This is a genomic window from Bacillus sp. REN16 (assembly GCF_020731355.1).
Lineage (GTDB): Bacteria > Bacillota > Bacilli > Bacillales > Bacillaceae_L > Ferdinandcohnia.
In genome coordinates this window covers 22,646-40,565 of the sequence record NZ_JAJFZK010000008.1, presented here as the reverse complement: position 1 = coordinate 40,565, position 17,920 = coordinate 22,646, and the positions used below count along the sequence as shown (strand labels likewise).

The 17,920-nt window shown below is 39.5% G+C and carries 13 protein-coding genes and 1 riboswitch; all 13 genes read right to left on the bottom strand.

All coding sequences use genetic code 11. From position 1 onward, the window contains the following. Positions 1-76: 76 nt before the first annotated feature. The 13 genes from metH to LKW28_RS12515 all read right to left on the bottom strand — a co-directional run bounded on the left by metH (position 77) and on the right by LKW28_RS12515 (position 17,918). Positions 77-3,520, bottom strand: a complete 3,444-nt coding sequence (gene metH / locus LKW28_RS12575) for a methionine synthase (RefSeq protein WP_229140717.1) — start codon at positions 3,518-3,520, stop codon at positions 77-79. Further along, complete coding sequence (locus LKW28_RS12570) at positions 3,501-5,384, bottom strand: bifunctional homocysteine S-methyltransferase/methylenetetrahydrofolate reductase (protein WP_229140716.1); 1,884 nt, start codon at positions 5,382-5,384, stop codon at positions 3,501-3,503. Before LKW28_RS12570 ends, metH begins: the two co-directional genes overlap by 20 nt. 176 nt (positions 5,385-5,560) lie before the next feature. Beyond that, complete coding sequence (locus LKW28_RS12565) at positions 5,561-7,579, bottom strand: ABC transporter ATP-binding protein (RefSeq protein ID WP_229140715.1); 2,019 nt, start codon at positions 7,577-7,579, stop codon at positions 5,561-5,563. A gap of 24 nt (positions 7,580-7,603) precedes the next feature. After that, positions 7,604-8,500, bottom strand: a complete 897-nt coding sequence (locus LKW28_RS12560; RefSeq protein WP_229140714.1) for an ABC transporter permease — start codon at positions 8,498-8,500, stop codon at positions 7,604-7,606. 37 nt (positions 8,501-8,537) lie between these two features. Next, complete coding sequence (locus tag LKW28_RS12555) at positions 8,538-9,467, bottom strand: ABC transporter permease (RefSeq protein WP_229140713.1); 930 nt, start codon at positions 9,465-9,467, stop codon at positions 8,538-8,540. Positions 9,468-9,490: 23 nt separating this feature from the next. Continuing rightward, positions 9,491-11,131, bottom strand: a complete 1,641-nt coding sequence (locus tag LKW28_RS12550; RefSeq protein WP_229140712.1) for an ABC transporter substrate-binding protein — start codon at positions 11,129-11,131, stop codon at positions 9,491-9,493. 66 nt (positions 11,132-11,197) lie between these two features. Then, positions 11,198-12,532, bottom strand: a complete 1,335-nt coding sequence (locus LKW28_RS12545; RefSeq protein WP_229140711.1) for an LLM class flavin-dependent oxidoreductase — start codon at positions 12,530-12,532, stop codon at positions 11,198-11,200. 109 nt (positions 12,533-12,641) lie between these two features. Beyond that, entirely contained in the window at positions 12,642-13,958 is a 1,317-nt protein-coding gene (locus tag LKW28_RS12540; RefSeq protein ID WP_229140910.1) for an LLM class flavin-dependent oxidoreductase, read from the bottom strand. Positions 13,959-14,016: 58 nt separating this feature from the next. Beyond that, complete coding sequence (locus LKW28_RS12535; protein WP_229140710.1) at positions 14,017-14,382, bottom strand: hypothetical protein; 366 nt, start codon at positions 14,380-14,382, stop codon at positions 14,017-14,019. Positions 14,383-14,444: 62 nt separating this feature from the next. Then, positions 14,445-15,761: an O-acetylhomoserine aminocarboxypropyltransferase/cysteine synthase family protein gene (locus LKW28_RS12530; protein WP_229140709.1), complete on the bottom strand. Its 1,317-nt coding sequence runs from the start codon at positions 15,759-15,761 to the stop codon at positions 14,445-14,447. A 211-nt stretch (positions 15,762-15,972) separates the two neighbouring features. Continuing rightward, positions 15,973-16,083: riboswitch (SAM riboswitch) on the bottom strand. Positions 16,084-16,210: 127 nt separating this feature from the next. Next, positions 16,211-16,552 (bottom strand): hypothetical protein, encoded by a 342-nt coding sequence (locus LKW28_RS12525; protein ID WP_229140708.1) that lies wholly within the window; start codon positions 16,550-16,552, stop codon positions 16,211-16,213. 215 nt (positions 16,553-16,767) lie between these two features. Further along, positions 16,768-17,283: a spermidine N1-acetyltransferase gene (speG, locus tag LKW28_RS12520; protein ID WP_267497995.1), complete on the bottom strand. Its 516-nt coding sequence runs from the start codon at positions 17,281-17,283 to the stop codon at positions 16,768-16,770. A 305-nt stretch (positions 17,284-17,588) separates the two neighbouring features. Continuing rightward, entirely contained in the window at positions 17,589-17,918 is a 330-nt protein-coding gene (locus LKW28_RS12515; RefSeq protein ID WP_229140707.1) for a type II toxin-antitoxin system RelE/ParE family toxin, read from the bottom strand. Between the last annotated feature and the right edge of the window lie 2 nt (positions 17,919-17,920).

Here is a 17,920-nt window from a genome sequence, read left to right as displayed (position 1 = left end):
TAAAAAGATGACAGGAGACACAGCATATAGACTTAGATTATACAAACTTTAATTTTATTTAGCCCTACCCTTTCTCCTATCTCATCACGTTGAAGTATCTAGCTTCTGGATGGGCGAAAACCATAGCAGAGACAGATGCTTCTGGTTCCATCATACACCCTTCCGTTAAGTGAACACCTATTTCTTCTGGCTCGATGAGACCAAATAGTTTTTTCTGATCCTCTAGGTCAGGGCAGGCTGGGTAGCCGAATGAGAAGCGCTGACCTGGGTAGCGAGCGGCAAATCGTTCCTGCATGGTAAAATCAACCGGGTCTGGAAAGCCCCAACGGTCTCGCATTTGCCGGTGAATTAATTCGGCGAATCCTTCTGCGCTTTCAAGTGCCAACGACTGAAGTGCGTGACATTCTAGAAATCGTCCTTCCTTCTTCAACTGATCGGCAATCTCTCGGATCCCACGGCCCGCTGTAACGGTGAAGAATCCAACGTAGTCCATCAATCCGCTGTCAACCGGTTTTAAATAATCTGCTAAACAAAGATAGGGTGCCGAATCCTGACGCGGAAATTTAAATGTTTCAATCGTTTTTCCCAAATTGTTCGGATCATAAATGTAGACTTTATCCCCATCTGATTGAGCTGGAAAGAATTGATAGACAGCAGCTGGTGTAATCCACTGATTGCTTTTTGCTTGTAGTAGAAGACGGTCCACCATTTCCCTCACCTTTACCGCTTTTTCATCCTTGTTCTCAAGTAGGTTTGCTATTTTACCTTTCACACCAAGGTGATGGCCAAGCAGCATTTGCATATTAATGTATGGCTCGATATGTGAAATCGAATAGGATCGCAACACATGTCGTCTTGTATCCTGAGGAACAAAAACCGGCACATCTGTTGATACACGCGGCTTTACCGCTAATGATGTCGTTGTCTTTCTTGGAAGGTCCATCACGACAGGTTTGGCCGCTAATTTTTCTTCTTTAATCGAAAAAAGTCGTTCCCGCTCCTCAGCTGATTCTAAGGAATTTGCAAGTGACAGCCCTGACATCGCATCCTTTGCATAGAGGACAAGTCCATCATACTCCTTGGAAATTTTTGAATCCGTGAATTTTCGAGAAAGCGCGGCTCCTCCTACTAAGATCGGTAAAGATATTCCTGCCGCCTTCATATCTTGTGCCGTTATAACCATTTGCTGAGCTGATTTTACCAAAAGGCCAGAGAGGCCAACCATATCCGGTTTTTCTTCACGGATTACTTTTATCAATTCGGCTGGTGCCACCTTAATCCCTAAATCAAGCACATCATAGCCATTATTGCTAAGAATAATGTCGACAAGATTCTTTCCAATATCATGAACATCACCCTTGACCGTAGCGAGAACAATCTTCCCCTTTGAAGTAGAGACATCCCCTTTTTCCATAAATGACTCCAAATACGAAACAGATGCCTTCATTACCTCGGCGCTTTGCAAAACCTCAGCTACAATCAACTGATTATCATTAAATAATCGCCCAACCTCCTTCATCCCATCCATTAAGGGACCATTGATTATATCAAGAGGGGCAGGATATTCCGCAAGCGCCTGCTCGAGGTCAGGAATTAGCCCTTCCTTCGTTCCTTCTACAATATAGTACGCTAACCTTTCAGCTAGACTCATATCAAGAACGGCGCTCTTATCCTCTTTTTTCTTATCCCTGTAAAAATCAGTGAATACCGCTAATGCTTCATCGGTCGTTTTAAATAAAAGATTCTCCGCTAACTGAATCTCCTCCTTTGAAATCGACGCAAATCGCTCTAGCTTCTCTGTATTCACAATTGCGTAATCAAGGCCAGCCTGTGTGCAGTGGTAGAGAAAAACTGAATTTAAGACCTCACGACCGACCGGCGGAAGACCAAAAGACACATTACTTACCCCAAGGATGGTTTGGACCTCAGGAAACTTTTCTTTTATCATTCGAATTCCATCAACGGTTGCCTTTGCTGAGCCGATGTATTGCTCATCACCCGTTCCAACTGGGAAGACCAATGGATCAAAGATGATATCCTGTGGTTTCAACTTATATTTATTCACTAGGAGGTCATAAGAACGTTCGGCAATTTCAAGCTTTCGTTCGGCGGTTACTCCCATTCCCTCTTCATCAATCGTCCCGACAACAGCCGCAGCACCATATCGATGGATCAGTGGAAGAACCGCCTCAAAGCGCTCTTCCCCATCCTCAAGGTTAATGGAATTGATAATGGCTTTTCCTTGCGAGTATTTGAGTGCCCTCTCGATCACTTTTTCATCTGTGGAGTCAATGACAAGCGGTACTTTAACCTTTTTCACGACTTCTTTGATAAAATTCTCCATATCAGCAAGCTCGTCACGGTCAGGGTCAGCAAGGCAAAGATCGATTACATGGGCCCCGCCCTTCACTTGTGCGCGCGCAATTTCGGCTGCCTCTTCGATTTTTCCTTCCCTAATTAATCGTTTGAACTTCCGTGAACCGATAACATTTGTCCGTTCCCCAACCATGATTGGCCTGAGTGTTGGATCATCATAAATAAACGGTTCAATTCCAGACACCATATGCAGGGAGTGTGAGTTAAATTTCCGAGGTTGATGCTTTCTCATCTCTTTGGTAATTGCCCGAATATGTTCTGGTGTTGTTCCACAGCACCCACCGACGATATTCAGCCAGCCTTGTGCTGCAAACTCACCAAGCTTCTTAGCAAGCATCTCGGGTGTTTCATGATAATTCCCTTCCTCATCGGGAAGCCCAGCATTCGGGTAACAGCTGACTGCAGTTGAAGCAAGTCCAGACAGTGAGCGAATATGGTCCTGCATGAATTCCGGACCGGTGGCGCAGTTTAGTCCAACAGCTAGAGGATTCATATGCTCAATCGAAATGTAAAAGGAATCAATCGTCTGCCCCGCAAGCGTTGTCCCCATCGGTTCAATCGTACCGGAAACAATGAGCGGTATGGTTTTTCCCGTTTGTCCAAAAGCACGCTGAATGCCGACATATGCAGCCTTCACATTCAGCAAATCCTGACTTGTTTCAAGAAGTAAGAGTTCTACGCCACCATCAATCAATCCGATTATTTGCTCCTCATAACTAGCGGATAATGCATCAAAAGTGGTGCCCCCGGTAACACTTAGTGTTTTCGTTGTAGGTCCGATTGAACCTGCGACATAGCGAGGCCAGTCTTGAGTGGATGCTTTCTTTGCCTCCTTGATCGCGAGTTGAGCTGCAATTTTATTAATTTCATAGGCTTTATACCCGAGATTATATTCATCAAGGACGAGACTTGTCGCACCAAAGGTATTTGTTTCAATAATATCAGCCCCAGCCTCCAAATACTCACGGTGAATTCTCGAAATCACCGCTGGGGCGGTTAACACAAGATGTTCATTACAGCCATCATATTCCTCACCACCAAAATCCTCGGGTGTCAGATCCGCATTTTGAAGCATCGTCCCCATTGCCCCGTCCATTACAAGGATTTGCTTCTTGAATTGTTCACTAATTGGTTGCTTTGGCATAGTGATCCCCCCTTATTTCCCTCGCACGCCGGCGGGCATATTGTGCCAGCTCGACCGTCAGCTCATAACGCAGAAATGGTGTAATTAAGTAGATTCCATTGAATAAATCTAAAGCGGCGTCAATAAGTGATTTAGTGATGTCAATCCCTTCTTGAGCCGATTGAACAGGGTCGCTTTTTAAAAATTCCATCCGGTCTCGGATAGAATCAGCAATTTTGATTCCTGGTACTTCATTGTGCAAGAATTCTGTATTTTTATGATTTAAAAGTGGCATCAAGCCAATGTAAATCGGTGCCTTTATGTGTTTCGTATGTTCATAGATTTCAAGTAGCTTTTCCTCTGAAAAGACCGGTTGAGTAATGAAATAATTAGCTCCGCAGGTAATCTTTTTCTCCATCCTTTTGACGGCATTTTCTAAAGACCTTACATTCGGATTAAAAGCACCCGCAATGCTAAATGCTGTCTTTGAGCCTAGATCTTTTCCAGAATAGGACATACCTTCATTTAGCCCTTTGACCATTTGAATTAATTCAAATGAAGCCATATCATAAACCGAAGAAGCTCCGGGAAAATCCCCGACGCGGGCCGGGTCCCCAGTTATCACCAATATATCATGCAAGCCGAGGGTATGCAGTCCCATGAGATGGGATTGAAGACCAATGATATTCCGGTCCCGACAGGCGATATGAATAAGCGGCCTCATGCCAAGATCCCGTTTTACTAGGTAGCCAAGTGAATCATTTGCAATTCTTACCTGAGCCAGGGAGTTATCAGCTAAAGTAACCGCATCAATACCTGCATTCTTAAGTGCACGTGCCCCTTCGAAAAATTTAGTTGTATCGAGTTTGCGTGGCGGGTCTAATTCGACAATCACGGATGGTCGTTCTCTCACAATTTCCTGGAGTGGCGGGAGGTCCCTTATACCAGAATGATTTGATATGATAACTTGCTTCGGTGTTGCTTTAACTGTTTTTTCGGTAATAGGCGAGCAGTTGTTTAAAGCAGTGGCAAACGCCTGGATATGCTCAGGCGTTGTGCCGCAGCAGCCACCAAGCAGCCGTACCCCTTGCTTTCGGAATTCAAGGGCTGCTTTTCCAAAATAGCCGGTATCTCCTCCATAATGGAATTTCCCGTCTGTATAGGCTGGCAGACTAGCATTTGGATAGGCAGAAAGATAGGCATGATTGGGTAGTTCAATTTGTTCAAGTGCCGTCAGCATATGGTGTGGGCCTAATCTGCAATTTAAGCCCACCACATCTGCTCCATGTCCTTCAAGTCTTCGGATAGCCTCATTTACCGGGGTGCGATCCTGCAATATGCCGGGCTCCTGATGGGACACTTGGGCAATAATCGGCAGTTTCGTTTCCTTTCTCGCAATTGTCAGGACTGTTTCGAGCTCCTCTAAATCCCAGAACGTCTCTAGCAGCAGCCCATCCACTCCTTCCAACAAAAGACAATATAACTGCTCACGGAAACTTCGCTTAATTTCTTCCATTTTAATAGAGCCTGCTTTCACTCCTCGGTTCCCGCCTAATGTCCCCAATACATAAATCTGTTTTTGATACTGATTCTGCATATGTGCTTGCACAGCCTTTTTCGCATGACGGACTGCAGCACTGTTGATGCTTTTTACAGAGTCCTCGAGACCATACCTGCCAAGTTTCAAATAATTCGCGGCATATGTATTGGTTTGAATCACACCCGCTCCTGCGTCCATATAGGCCCTGTGTATGTTCTGAATTTGCTCTGATTGCGACAGATTCAGTTCTTCAAAACAACTACTAGCACCGTAGGAATAAAGCAGCGTCCCCATTGCCCCATCGCCAATTACAATTTCTGACTCTAACTTTTCTAGTAAACTCATTTTCACTCCCCTAGTCGTCATAAAATCCTCGAAAAAAGTTAAAAGCCTACTATATAGAAGAAGACTTTTCCAATTGGAAATCGCAACATCTTTCTCCTTATCTTGCAAATGGAAACTCACTTGCAAGTGCATCAAAATAAAACATTTTCATCCTTTTTTAACTTCTTTTCGTCTACTTATACTGGATAATGGCATGCAACAAAATGTTCCGAATTAATCACTTTTAATTCTGGTACTATTTCCTTGCAAAGTGCTGTCGCAGCAGGACAGCGAGGATGAAAACGGCATCCAGATGGCGGATTGGCCGGGGATGGGACTTCACCCTTAATTGTAATCCTTTCTCTTCTTTTCGTTGGGTCAGCAATTGGAATAGCGTTTAACAGTGCCTTTGTATAATGATGTGCCGGACGAAGAAACAACGCATCTGCTGGTGCAATTTCTACCAGTTTCCCTAAATACATAACCCCAATCCTATTTGAAATATGACGGACAACATTTAAACCGTGACCAATAAATAAATAGGTTAAACCAAGATTATCTTGGAGCTCTTGAAATAGATTAATTATTTGCGATTGTACAGATACATCCAGTGCAGAAACTGCCTCATCTGCAACAATAAATTGTGGATTTAAAGAGATCGCTCGTGCAATTCCAATCCGTTGCCTCTGTCCACCTGAGAATTCATTTGGAAACCTGTCATACCAGCTTGAATTAAGTCCTACTAACTTCATGATTTCTAATACTTTTTCTTTTTTTTCTTTCTCTTTCAATGATTGATGTACCCAAAGTGGTTCGCCTATTACATCTCCAACTTTCCATCTTGGATTGATTGAACCATATGGATCTTGAAAAACAACTTGCATATCAGCCTTTGCTTTTTTTGATTCTGATTTATTTAATTCAAGCAAGTTCCTACCTTGGAACAATACTTTTCCGTTTGTAGCTTTTTCCAATTGCAAAATGACACGGCCTAAAGTAGATTTTCCACAGCCAGATTCTCCAACAAGTCCGAAAGTTTCCCCTTGTTTAATGGTGAAGGATACATCATCTACAGCACGAACAAATTTTTTCTTTCTATTTAATAATCCTTTTTCAATTGGAAAGTACTTCTTAAGATCCTTAATTTCAATGAGTGAATCTTCATCTGAGTTATTTTGTACTCTCAATGTTTTATACTCGCTTTTATTTTCTGAAACAGAGGTTACATTATTTGGTTTTGATAATTCAACTTTCTCAGTATGCCAACATGCGACTTTATGACCTTCATACTCCACTAATGGAGGTTCTTCAATTGCACACTTTTCCGTAGCATATGGACAACGAGGGTGAAATCTACAGCCAGTTGGTATACTATCTAATGCCGGGATGGAACCATCAATCGAGTACAAACGGCTTCTTTGTACACTATCTAAAGGTACAATGGATTGCAGCAAACCCTTTGTATAAGGATGACGCGGAAGTTCGAATAACTGAAAAACAGATCCTTCCTCGACAACCTGTGCAGAATACATTACAACAATTCGATCAGCCATTTCAGCAGCAATTCCTAAGTCATGTGTGATGAGTAAAATGGACATGTTAAATTCCTCTTTTAACTCCTGAAGCAATGCAAGAATTTGTGCTTGTGTGGTTACATCTAGTGCCGTAGTAGGTTCATCTGCAATAAGTAATTCAGGACCGCAAGCTAGTGCGATTGCAATCATAACGCGCTGAAGCATTCCCCCTGATAATTCATAAGGATATTGTTTCATTCTTAATTCTGGCTCAGGAATTCCAACTCTTCGCAATAATTCTATTGCTTTTTCAGTTGCTTCTTCCTTACTCACCCCGTTATGATGAAGCATTACCTCGGTTATTTGATGACCAATCGTGAACACTGGATCTAAGGCTGACATAGGCTCTTGAAATACCATTGCTATTTTTTTACCCCGAAACTCACTCATTTTTTTCTGCGATATCCCAACCAAGCTTTGCCCTTCCAACAAGATTTCTCCATTAGTAATAATTCCGTTATTAAAATCAATTAGACGCATGATGGAAAGAGAAGTAATCGTCTTTCCACTTCCGGATTCACCAACCAAACAAACAATCTCACCTTTATTTACTTGCAAATTGACCTTGTTAACAGCATTCAACATTTCATTTTGTGTTTTAAATCCAACCGATAGTTCTTGAACATTTAAGAGTGGTTTCAATTCCAACCCACCTCCCCGTAATTCTTAATTTTTGGAATGCTTTGGATCTAGTTGATTTCGTAGTTCATCTCCGATTAGATTCACTGCAATAACTAGAATGGTAATGGCTAACCCAGGAAATGTAACAATCCACCAAGCTACTGTTATATAGCTTCGACCTTGAGAAAGCATATAGCCCCAGTCTGGTATTTCCTGGATTACTCCTAGTCCCAGAAAACTAAGACCTGTTCCGATTAGAATGCTCGTTCCGACCCCTATTGTAGCCATCACAAGTAATGGAGAAATACAATTCGGAAAAATATGACGGAACAAAATGTTTAAATGTGATGTTCCTATTGATCGGGAGGCATCAACAAAAGGGCGGCTTTTTACTGCAATAACCTGGCTTCTTATAACCCTAGAATATCCAGGAATGGAAGCAACACTAATTGCTAAAATGATATTTCCTAAACTTGCACCAAGTGCTGAAGAAATAGCTATGGCTAACAGTATATTGGGAATAGTCATCAGAATATCTATAAATCTCATAAAGATGGTGTCAATAATACCACCAGCATATCCGGCAATTAAGCCGATGATCGTTCCTGCTAAACCACCTAATGCAACGGATGCTACACCTGTTAATAATGACTGCCTTGCTCCATAAACAATTAAACTAAAAATGTCACGACCAAATTGATCCGTTCCCAAGACATAGGACAAACTAGGTGGCTGCATGACGGATTGAGTATTCATCTGAGTGGGCGAGTATGGTGCAATCCATTGAGGAAATAGAGCACAACTAACAATAAAGGCAATGATTAACGTGGACAGTATTAGGATTACCTTTGACCATTTTATACGTCTTGCTCTATAACCAATATCCTTTTCTTTTAGAGTCTGGGTTAGAGTCTCCCTAACAGTGCCCGAATTTGAAATCATTCAATTACCACCTCACACGTTTTATATTTTCCAAGATTTATTTAATAGTAGATTTTCGTAATCTAGGATCGATGTAGGCATAAGAAAGATCAACAATGAAATTAACAAGAACGTACATAATTGCCGCAACTAAAATAACACCTTGAATCATAGGAATATCTTTTTGATTGATTGCATCAACTACAACTCTTCCAATTCCTTGTCTAGAAAAAACAGTTTCTGTCACGACAGAGCCAGCGAGTAAATCCCCAATTAAAATTCCTAGAACTGTTATTCCTGGTAAAAGTGCATTGCGTAAGACATGCTTATACATAACTATTTTTTCCGATAAACCTTTGGCCCTAAGTGTTGAGACAAACTGTTCATTAATAATTTCTAGAACACTATTCCGTATGATTCTTGTTAATAAACCAGATTGGGTTATACCCAAACAGAGGGCTGGCAAAACTAACTGTTTAAAACTACCATTCCCAATAGCTGGAAACCAATTTAAATTAATGGAAAAGATAAGTATAAGAAGTATTCCAAGCCAAAATGTCGGCATAGAAATGCTAAAAAGCCCTATAACTCGAACAATATAATCCAGCCATCGATTTTGGTAAATAGCTGATAGTACTCCAAATACGACACCTATAATTATTGCTATAAACCCACTTCCTAGAGTTAAAGATATAGTGGCGGGAATATTCACCATAAGCTTATTAATCACTGGCTGATTATCCACAAATGACTCACCTAAATTGAAAGTCACCAAACCTTTTATATAATCAGCATATTGCTCATTAACTGGGCGGTCTAAGCCCAATCTTGTCTGTAATTCGGCAACTCTCTCTTCGCTCATATTTTCTCCTCCAACCATCCGGGCAGAATCACCCGGTAATATATGGAGGAGAAAAAATACTAATGTTACTGAGCCCAGGACGACAAGAAGGGATACTAATATTCTTCTTAATACAAATTTAAGCATACCTAAGACTCCTTTAGTGATTGTTATTGTTGAATCCAAGCATCATAAAAATCAGGAAATGCTGGAGAATGGAATCGAATTCCTTTTACTTCTTTTACTGTTGCAATTGAGTACTGGAATAAATAAGTAGGGATAGAATATACATTTTCAATGATATATTCTTGTACTTTTGTATATATTTCTTTGCGTTTTTCTGGATCCTGTTCTAAATACCCCTGTTCTAACCATTCATCGAGTTCAGGTACGTTAACTCGTGAAGGTGTTGCTAACCCATAAGGCCCTTTTGTTGAAAAGATCGATCTCATAACATCTGGATCCCCGTAAAATTGACTGGAAGCAAACATATCGTATTCACCATTAAATCTTCGTTCATCATAAGCACCTGCTGATAATGAAACGATGTTTAATTGAATACCTGCTTGTTTTAGCTGCTGTTGAAACACTGTGATTAAATCAATTCGTTTTTCACGGTTACCTTGAGTATCAATTAAATCTATGGTTAAAGGTTTTCCATCTTTTTCCCATAAACCATCAGACCCTTTTTTCCAGCCTGTTTCCTGGAGTAGTTTGCTTGTTTCTTCTAAATCTTGTTTCCAAGAGTTTTCTACAGTTTCAGTGTAAGAAAACATTGTTTTTGTAAGCGGTGACCAAGCCTGTTCTGAAGTGCCTAAATATATAGTGTCTACTGCGGATTTAATATTAAGAGCTGATCGTACCGCTTTCCTCACTTTTACGTCATCCCATGGTTTTCTACTTGGATTTAAATATAATGAAAAATTTATTTGTTTCAATTCAGTTTCAATAACATTAAATTGATTATCCTTTTTTAGTGCAACTAAATTTTGAGGTGGAATAATATCAGCCACGTGTACTTGTTTGCTTTGTAAGACCCCAACACGAGTCGCTTCTTCTGGTACAAATTGAATGGTAATTTTATCAAGATATGCTGGTCCCTGATGTCCAGCATTTTCGGGTGCCCAATTATAGTCCTCATTTTTTACTAGTTCAACCTGTGTTCCTAGAGTGAATTTTTCTAATTTAAATGGACCTGTACCTACTGGATTTTGTGGAAAGGCGTCACCAAATTTTTCAACTGCAGCAGGGGATACCATTCCTAAATCGGCCTTAGCAGCATTACTTAAAAATGGTGCAAAGGGTGTAGAAAAATTAATTTTCACTGTAAACTCATCAATTACTTCTGCCGACTCAAAAGGACCGATCGCATTTAATGAATTAGTAGATTTTGTTGCCGGATCTTTAATTCTTTCAAAATTAAATTTAACTGCTTCAGCATTGAATGGCGTCCCATCATGGAAAGTTACATCTTCTCGAAGCTTGAATAAATAGCTTTTGTTATCGGCTGAAATCTCCCATGAGGTAGCCAGCCATGGTTTAATGGTTCCATCCTCTAGTTCAACTACCAAACTATCATAAAGTGATCTCATAACCCGACCATTTTGTGCATTCAATGATTTATGAGCATCAAGATTGTCTTGTGTTACGGTACCAGCAAGTGCCCATTTCAATTCTCCCCCGGGTGTTATCTCACCCTCAGCAGCCGCTCCACTAGCTTCATCATTATTTGATTCAGTATTCGAACATCCTGCTAGAAGAACACTAAATGCGATTAAAATGATAAATATTTGTATATATAACTTCTTCACAAAATTTCCCTCTTCTCTATACTAGCTTTGTCTAAAGTACGTAATGTTCTATCTTACTTACTTTGCTCACAACTGTTGAACTGGCTTTCTAGCGTTCCGATTTTCAGGTATTTCTAATCCTAAATTTCCTCTTAAAGTGTCATGCTCATACTCTGTTCTATATATTCCACGTTCTTGCAAAATAGGCACAACACGATCTACGAACTCAGGCAGTCCTTTCGGTGTTGCTGCCCCAATGATAAATCCATCAGATGCTTCTTCCTCAAACCATCGCTGGATAAGATCTGCTACTTTTTCCGGAGTTCCAACAAATCTTCCCTTCGGTGTAGCAAAGTCCAGTGCCACTTGACGCAACGTTAAATTTTTCTCCTTCGCATTTCTTTTAATTATGTCGGACATACCTTGATGACTATTGCTTCCTAAACTCCCTAGATCAGGAAATGGCTCATCAAGTGGATATTGAGTAAAATCATGATCATCAAATGGTCTACCTAGTGCATTAAGTGCTTTATCTATAGAGACTAGATTTGCAATTTCTTGATGCTTGCGATCCGCTTCTTCCTGCGTATCACCAATAATCGGAATAATCCCTGGCAGAAGGGAAACCTGGTTTGGATTTCTTCCAAACCCACGAGCCCTTTGTTTTACATCGGCAAAATATTCTTTGGATTCCTCAATATCCGTTCCTTCCCCTGCAAAAATCACATTTGCGTTTCGTGCTGCAAAATCTCTTCCTACTTCTGATTTACCGGCTTGGAAAATAACAGGCTGACCTTGTTTGGAACGTGCGATATTTAATGGTCCTTTAACTGAAAAGAACTCTCCCTCATGATTTAACGTATGAAGTTTCTCTTTGTCAAAAAAGACTCCAGACTCTTTATCATAGACAAAAGCATCATCTTCCCACGAATCCCATAACCCTTTAGCTACTTCTAGGTATTCCTGTGCCATTTTGTAACGCAAATCATGAGGAGGATGTGGTTTCTTATTGTAATTGTCAGAAGTTCCTGAAAGCCATGATGTGACTACATTCCAGCCTGCCCTACCATGGCTAATATGATCAAGAGAAGCAAGCTGTCTAGTAACGGTATAAGGTTCGCTGTAACTCGTAGTAATAGTGCCTACTAACCCGATGTGATTTGTTACGGCTGCAAGAGAAGACAAAACGGTAACTGGTTCAAATCTATTCAAATAATGCGGACTGGAATTTTCATTAATAGAAACACTGTCAGCAATAAAAACAAAGTCTAACTTTCCTTCTTCGGCCTTTTGAGCCTGTTGCTTATAGAACTCAAAATTGGTGCTTGCATTTGGTAAGGAATCAGGATGCCTCCAATCTCCCCATCCACCTCCAACTCCGTGTATCCAAGCTCCCAACTTTAATTTTCTTTCCTTAGTCATTGAAACTCCTCCTCTATTTATGAAATTGCTTTATCAACAATTAGCAAATTTAAATTATTCGCATCTAAATACTTGGCTATCATGTTAAAGTGTTTCCTTTTAGTACGACCTAAACCTCTACGCCACTTCTCGCATATCGATATTCCGGCTCCCGCAATCCAAGATTCTCCCTTAAAGTCACACCTTCATATTCTTCTCTAAACAATCCTCGTTTCTGAAGTTCTGGAACCACTAATTCAACGAAATCTGTTAGGCTATCAGGGAATTGTGACAGCATCAGGTTGAATCCATCTGCTGCTTTATTTACAAACCATTCCTCCATTTGGTCTGCAATTTGCTGTGGGTCCCCAAATATAATTCGATGACCTCTAGAACCAGCTACATGTTTAGACAATTCTCTAATCGTCATACTTTCTCTTTCAGCGAGCTCGATTAACAGCTTTCTTCTACTCTTGTTCATATTTGTTTCAGGAATATTTGACGGCAATGGACCATCTAATGGGTAAGGCGATAAATCAAAGTCCCCTAGGTATTCAGAAAGGATTTGTAACCCCACTTCTGGAGTGATTAAATCCTGAAGTTGATGATACTTTCCTTCCGCTTCTTCCCTTGTTCTTCCTGTATAAATTGATAGTCCCGGCATGATTTTTATATCCTCTGAAGAGCGCCCATATTGAATAGCCTTTTCCTTTACCTTTTTATAGAAATCCTGTGCACCCTCAAGTGTTTGTTGTGCTGTAAATATGACATCAGCTGTTTTCGCTGCGAGATTAATACCCTCTTCTGATGATCCCGCTTGAATGATAACTGGCCTTCCTTGTGGCGAACGGGATGAATTTAATGGTCCCTCTACCGAGAAGAACTCACCATGATGATGTAATCCATGCAACTTACTATCATCAAAGTATTGTCCTGATTCCTTATCAGATAGGAATGCATCCTCTTCCCAGCTATCCCAAAGGCCCTTCACTACATTCACAAATTCCTCTGCTCGCTTATATCGGATACTGTGATCAAGATGCTGCTTCTTAGTAAAGTTTCTTGCTTCTGTTTGATAATAAGAGGTAACCACATTCCATGCTGATCTCCCTTCACTCAGGTGATCAAGAGATAGAAACTTTCGTGCGATATGAAAGGGTTCATTATACGTTGTGGTTGCTGTCGCAGCCAAACCTATATGTTTGGTCACGACAGATAATGCTCCCAGCAAAGTGAATGGTTCAAATCTTACTAGCTCCGCAGGATGTGAATGTTTGTCAAACGATAATCCATCACTCAAGAAAAGCATATCCAACTTACCCTTCTCCGCAATGCTTGCTATTTCCTGATAAAACTTAATACTTATAGCAGATTTTCCGGGTACATTTTGATGTCTCCATGAAACTATATGATGACCCGTACCCATTAAGAAAAGTCCCAAATTCATTTTTTGTAAACTCAATTGATAATCACTCCTTTTAACTATGCAGGTTACTTTTTTCTACTTAAACAAAACTAGGTGCAATCTCATCGCTAGGAAGTGTTTCCTGAACTTCAATTACCCTCTTATTTACTTGCTCTGTAAACTGACTAAATGAAATAACAGAAGGTAAGTGGAAAAACTTTATTTGATTCGCTAACGCTTTTTCATAAGACAATTCACAAAATGTCTGAGGTGGTGCAGCAAATGCGGCAGCACCTTTTTGTTCGGCAAATTTTAAGGCAGCCCCCCTTCGTCCTTCTTGTAATTCAAGAGCTGGATTTGGAAATTCCTGATACTCACTCGTTTCCGTATTGTAGATTCTAACTTTCTGGCCCTCTACAATCGGGACAATATTTTCTGTTTTGTCAATAACAACGGCTATTAGCATTTTAACTCTCCTTCATTTTCATTTTTATTCACATAGATTTACTTGGTTATATCTAAAAAATCTTACCTTTGGACACTTGTTAATCGACTGCTAATTTGCAATGCTTGATCAATATCGGCAAAAATATCCTGTACATCCTCTAATCCAATCGATATACGGATCAACTCTGGAGTAACCCCCGCTTGCAGCTGTTCCTCAGGAGATAATCTTGAATGTGTTGTGCTTGCAGGGTGAATAATGAGTGTTTTGGAGTCACCGATATTCGCTACATGTGAAAGTAACTTTAAGGAATTGATAAATACCTTTGCAACTTCCAAACCACCCTCTACACCAAATGTAAAAATTGCCCCTATCCCATTTGGTAAATATTTTGTTGCCAGCCCATATTGAGGATCATGGGGAAAGCTTGGGAAGTTCACCCAGTCCACTAATTCATGATTAGATAAATATTCTGCAACCTTTTGTGCATTACGAACATGTTTCTCCATTCTTACCGGCAAAGATTCTAATCCTTGAATAAACAGCCAGCTGTTAAAAGGGGAAAGCGTTGCTCCTAAATCATGACCAAGTTCAAACCGGACTTTTGCAATATATGCTTTCTCTTGGGCTGCTTCAACAAAGGAACGATTATTTAAAGTGGGTTTTACCTTCGTAAAATCAGTAAATCTTCCATTTCCCCAAGGGAATTTTCCGGCATCTATAATCACACCCCCAATGGAGGTCCCATGACCACCGATATATTTTGTAGCGGAATGAACAACAATATCTGCACCATACTCAATCGGTTTTAGTAATACGGGAGTCGCAAATGTATTATCGACTACCAATGGAATACCGTTTCTATGAGCAATCTCGCTTAGCTTCTCTAAATCAGCAATTTCTAAGTTTGGATTTCCAATCGATTCTGTGAAGATGGCTTTCGTATTTGCATTTATTGTCTGCTCGATTTTTTCAAAGCTTCTTCCGTCAATAAAATGTACGGTAACTCCAAAGTTTCGAAAGGTCTCTGAGAATAATGTATAGGTCCCCCCATACAATGCACTTGTCGCTACGATTTCATCTCCTGCTTTCGCTAATGTAAGTAATGCAATGGTTACAGCAGCTTGCCCTGATGAGACAGCAAAGGCTCCCACTCCTCCTTCAAGTTGAGCTATTCTTTCTTCGAACACAGAATTTGTCGGATTAGCATTTCTTGAATAGATGTACCCTTCCCCCTGCATCTTGAACAGGGCGGCAGCATGATCTGTATCATCGAACACATACGATGTTGTCTGGTAGATTGGAACTGCTCTAGATCGTGTAACTGGGTCAGGCTTTTGTCCCCCGTGAAGAGAAACTGTATTAAATCCAAACTCATTCAAATGCTCATTATTCGTCATTTTCTTATACTCCTTTACCTACTTTTATTAGAAAACCAAGCCTTCAACCTTTTGATCTCCCCCCTTTTCAACAAAAAAAGACAGCATTCCCCAATCATTTGGTGAATAGCTGCCTTTAGTCGTCTAATCGGCTTTAATATTTAAATAAAAACAAACAAAAACCTCTTCTTTAAAATAAGAAGAGGTTAAGAACGAAATTAGTCCATTTCTCTCCTTATCTTCCAAGCAATTAACATGCTTGTTGGAATTAGCACAGTACTTTAAAAAAAAGCCTGTTGCCGAAGCTTCAAAGGGCCAGTCCCTCCACTTCTCTTGATAAGAAAGTAAAACTATATGGTTTTTATGCAATTCATTACTTTTATTATAATTCAGTAATTAGAATTTATCAGACTAATGCGTTAATGTCAAATTTTTTTTATTTACACTATGCGAATATTTTTATCCCGCTATTAATTCCCTTCAAAAATTTTACATTCCTTTGCAAACTCCTGAAATTTCATTTTAAGCCCACCAGGACCAAAACGAATATATCTATGTTGATTTTGTGCTGGTCTATCATCACTCAAAAAATCTAAGAATGCTAGAATATTAATGCGTCGATTATGAATATTGACCATCCCGCACTCAAAAAACCAGTTATCTATCGTATTGTAAACTCCCTTATTCAGCCCATGTTGTTGATTGCACCAATTAAAAAACTGTAAATCAGGCAAATTGAGATAGGAGCTTTTCCTTAAAACATCGGATTGCCTTTTAGATTCCAAAACATTATGATTCTTTAATTTCTGCATATGAAAATATCCGCCCTTCATTAAAAATGTGGATTAGGCGAAATAATAGAAATTAACTCAGCTTATCAGAAATGAAAAAAAACAACCTGAAATACTTCACCTAAAAAAGAATGTATTTCCGGTTGTCCGGTCAGTACTAAATATTGAATTTTCCAATTTTAATTAAATGTTATTATAAATTTTTCGTTTATTAAAGTCAACTGAAATAAACTATTTCAAGTGCTCCTGTTAAAATACTGATGCTGGAACATACACATTCTTATTGCATTGTGATATTCGCCGCCAACAAAGAACTCATCGATTAATTCGCCTTCGAACTGAAAACCAAGTGTGTTATAAATATGAATCGCCTTTTCGTTCGTTTTATCAACAATTAAATATAATTTATACATATTTAATACAGAAAATGCATAGTCCATTGCGAGGTATGTTGCAGACTTTGCATATCCGTGTCCTTGATGATTCGGATCAATTATAATTTGAAATTCAACCCTGCGATGAATATAATCAATCTCTACTAATTCAACAAGTCCCACCATTTCATCGCCTTTTTGTACGATAAATCTTCGTTCACCTTGGTCATGGATATGTTTATCATACAAATCCTGTAATTCAACAAATGACTCATAGGGCTCCTCAAACCAATAAGACATAATATTTGCATTAATATTTAATTTATGGACAAATCCGAGGTCAACTCTTTCTAAAGGCCTTAATTTTACATCCTTCATTATTTTTCATCCTCCGAATTCCGCATTCGATCTTTGGGTTGTATCCATTTCCATGTAGATATAGTTTATTATGGTTTAAATTGTTTTATTAAACAATTTAAATGTCTCATAAAGAATGATTACAATAACGATAGTAAAACGGCAAACAATAAACAAGTTAATACCATTTAAGAAAGCTGGAGACATTATGGTTCAGTTAATTGGGATTTAACGCATCAACATTTTAATGATGGTGTTAAAACGAAAAAAGATGCCATACCCCAAGCACATTAATGCTTTAGTTACTAAGGGCTGGCACCTGTACCTTAATTATCTTTAGATTCGGAACTAATTCCAAACAATTGTTGCATGTAATTCTGCCGTTCATTTAGCACACGTACAATTCGAATGATATCCAACTCAATACGAAAAAAAACATAATTCTTTTCAGAAAATAAGTACCGGTATTCTGTTGGAACATCAATAATCTTTCCTAAATCAACGCCTGATAAAGGATATTGTTCTAGTCTTCTAATATCAGATGTAATCTTTTTCAATACCTTAGTTGCAACACTTTCTCCCCAATTATCCAATATATAATCCCGGATCTGTTGTAAATCTTCTAGTGCTGCCGGGGAGTATTTAACCTTTAGCATAA

What these genes read in the sequence shown, in the direction of transcription:
- metH (WP_229140717.1), bottom strand. Translation starts at nt 3,520, where the DNA reads ATGCCAAAGCAACCAATTAGTGAACAATTCAAGAAGCAAATCCTTGTA.
- LKW28_RS12570 (WP_229140716.1), bottom strand. Translation starts at nt 5,384, where the DNA reads ATGAGTTTACTAGAAAAGTTAGAGTCAGAAATTGTAATTGGCGATGGG.
- LKW28_RS12560 (WP_229140714.1), bottom strand. Translation starts at nt 8,500, where the DNA reads ATGATTTCAAATTCGGGCACTGTTAGGGAGACTCTAACCCAGACTCTA.
- LKW28_RS12555 (WP_229140713.1), bottom strand. Translation starts at nt 9,467, where the DNA reads ATGCTTAAATTTGTATTAAGAAGAATATTAGTATCCCTTCTTGTCGTC.
- LKW28_RS12545 (WP_229140711.1), bottom strand. Translation starts at nt 12,532, where the DNA reads ATGACTAAGGAAAGAAAATTAAAGTTGGGAGCTTGGATACACGGAGTT.
- LKW28_RS12540 (WP_229140910.1), bottom strand. Translation starts at nt 13,958, where the DNA reads ATGAATTTGGGACTTTTCTTAATGGGTACGGGTCATCATATAGTTTCA.
- LKW28_RS12535 (WP_229140710.1), bottom strand. Translation starts at nt 14,382, where the DNA reads ATGCTAATAGCCGTTGTTATTGACAAAACAGAAAATATTGTCCCGATT.
- LKW28_RS12530 (WP_229140709.1), bottom strand. Translation starts at nt 15,761, where the DNA reads ATGACGAATAATGAGCATTTGAATGAGTTTGGATTTAATACAGTTTCT.
- LKW28_RS12525 (WP_229140708.1), bottom strand. Translation starts at nt 16,552, where the DNA reads ATGCAGAAATTAAAGAATCATAATGTTTTGGAATCTAAAAGGCAATCC.
- speG (WP_267497995.1), bottom strand. Translation starts at nt 17,283, where the DNA reads ATGAAGGATGTAAAATTAAGGCCTTTAGAAAGAGTTGACCTCGGATTT.
- LKW28_RS12515 (WP_229140707.1), bottom strand. Translation starts at nt 17,918, where the DNA reads ATGCTAAAGGTTAAATACTCCCCGGCAGCACTAGAAGATTTACAACAG.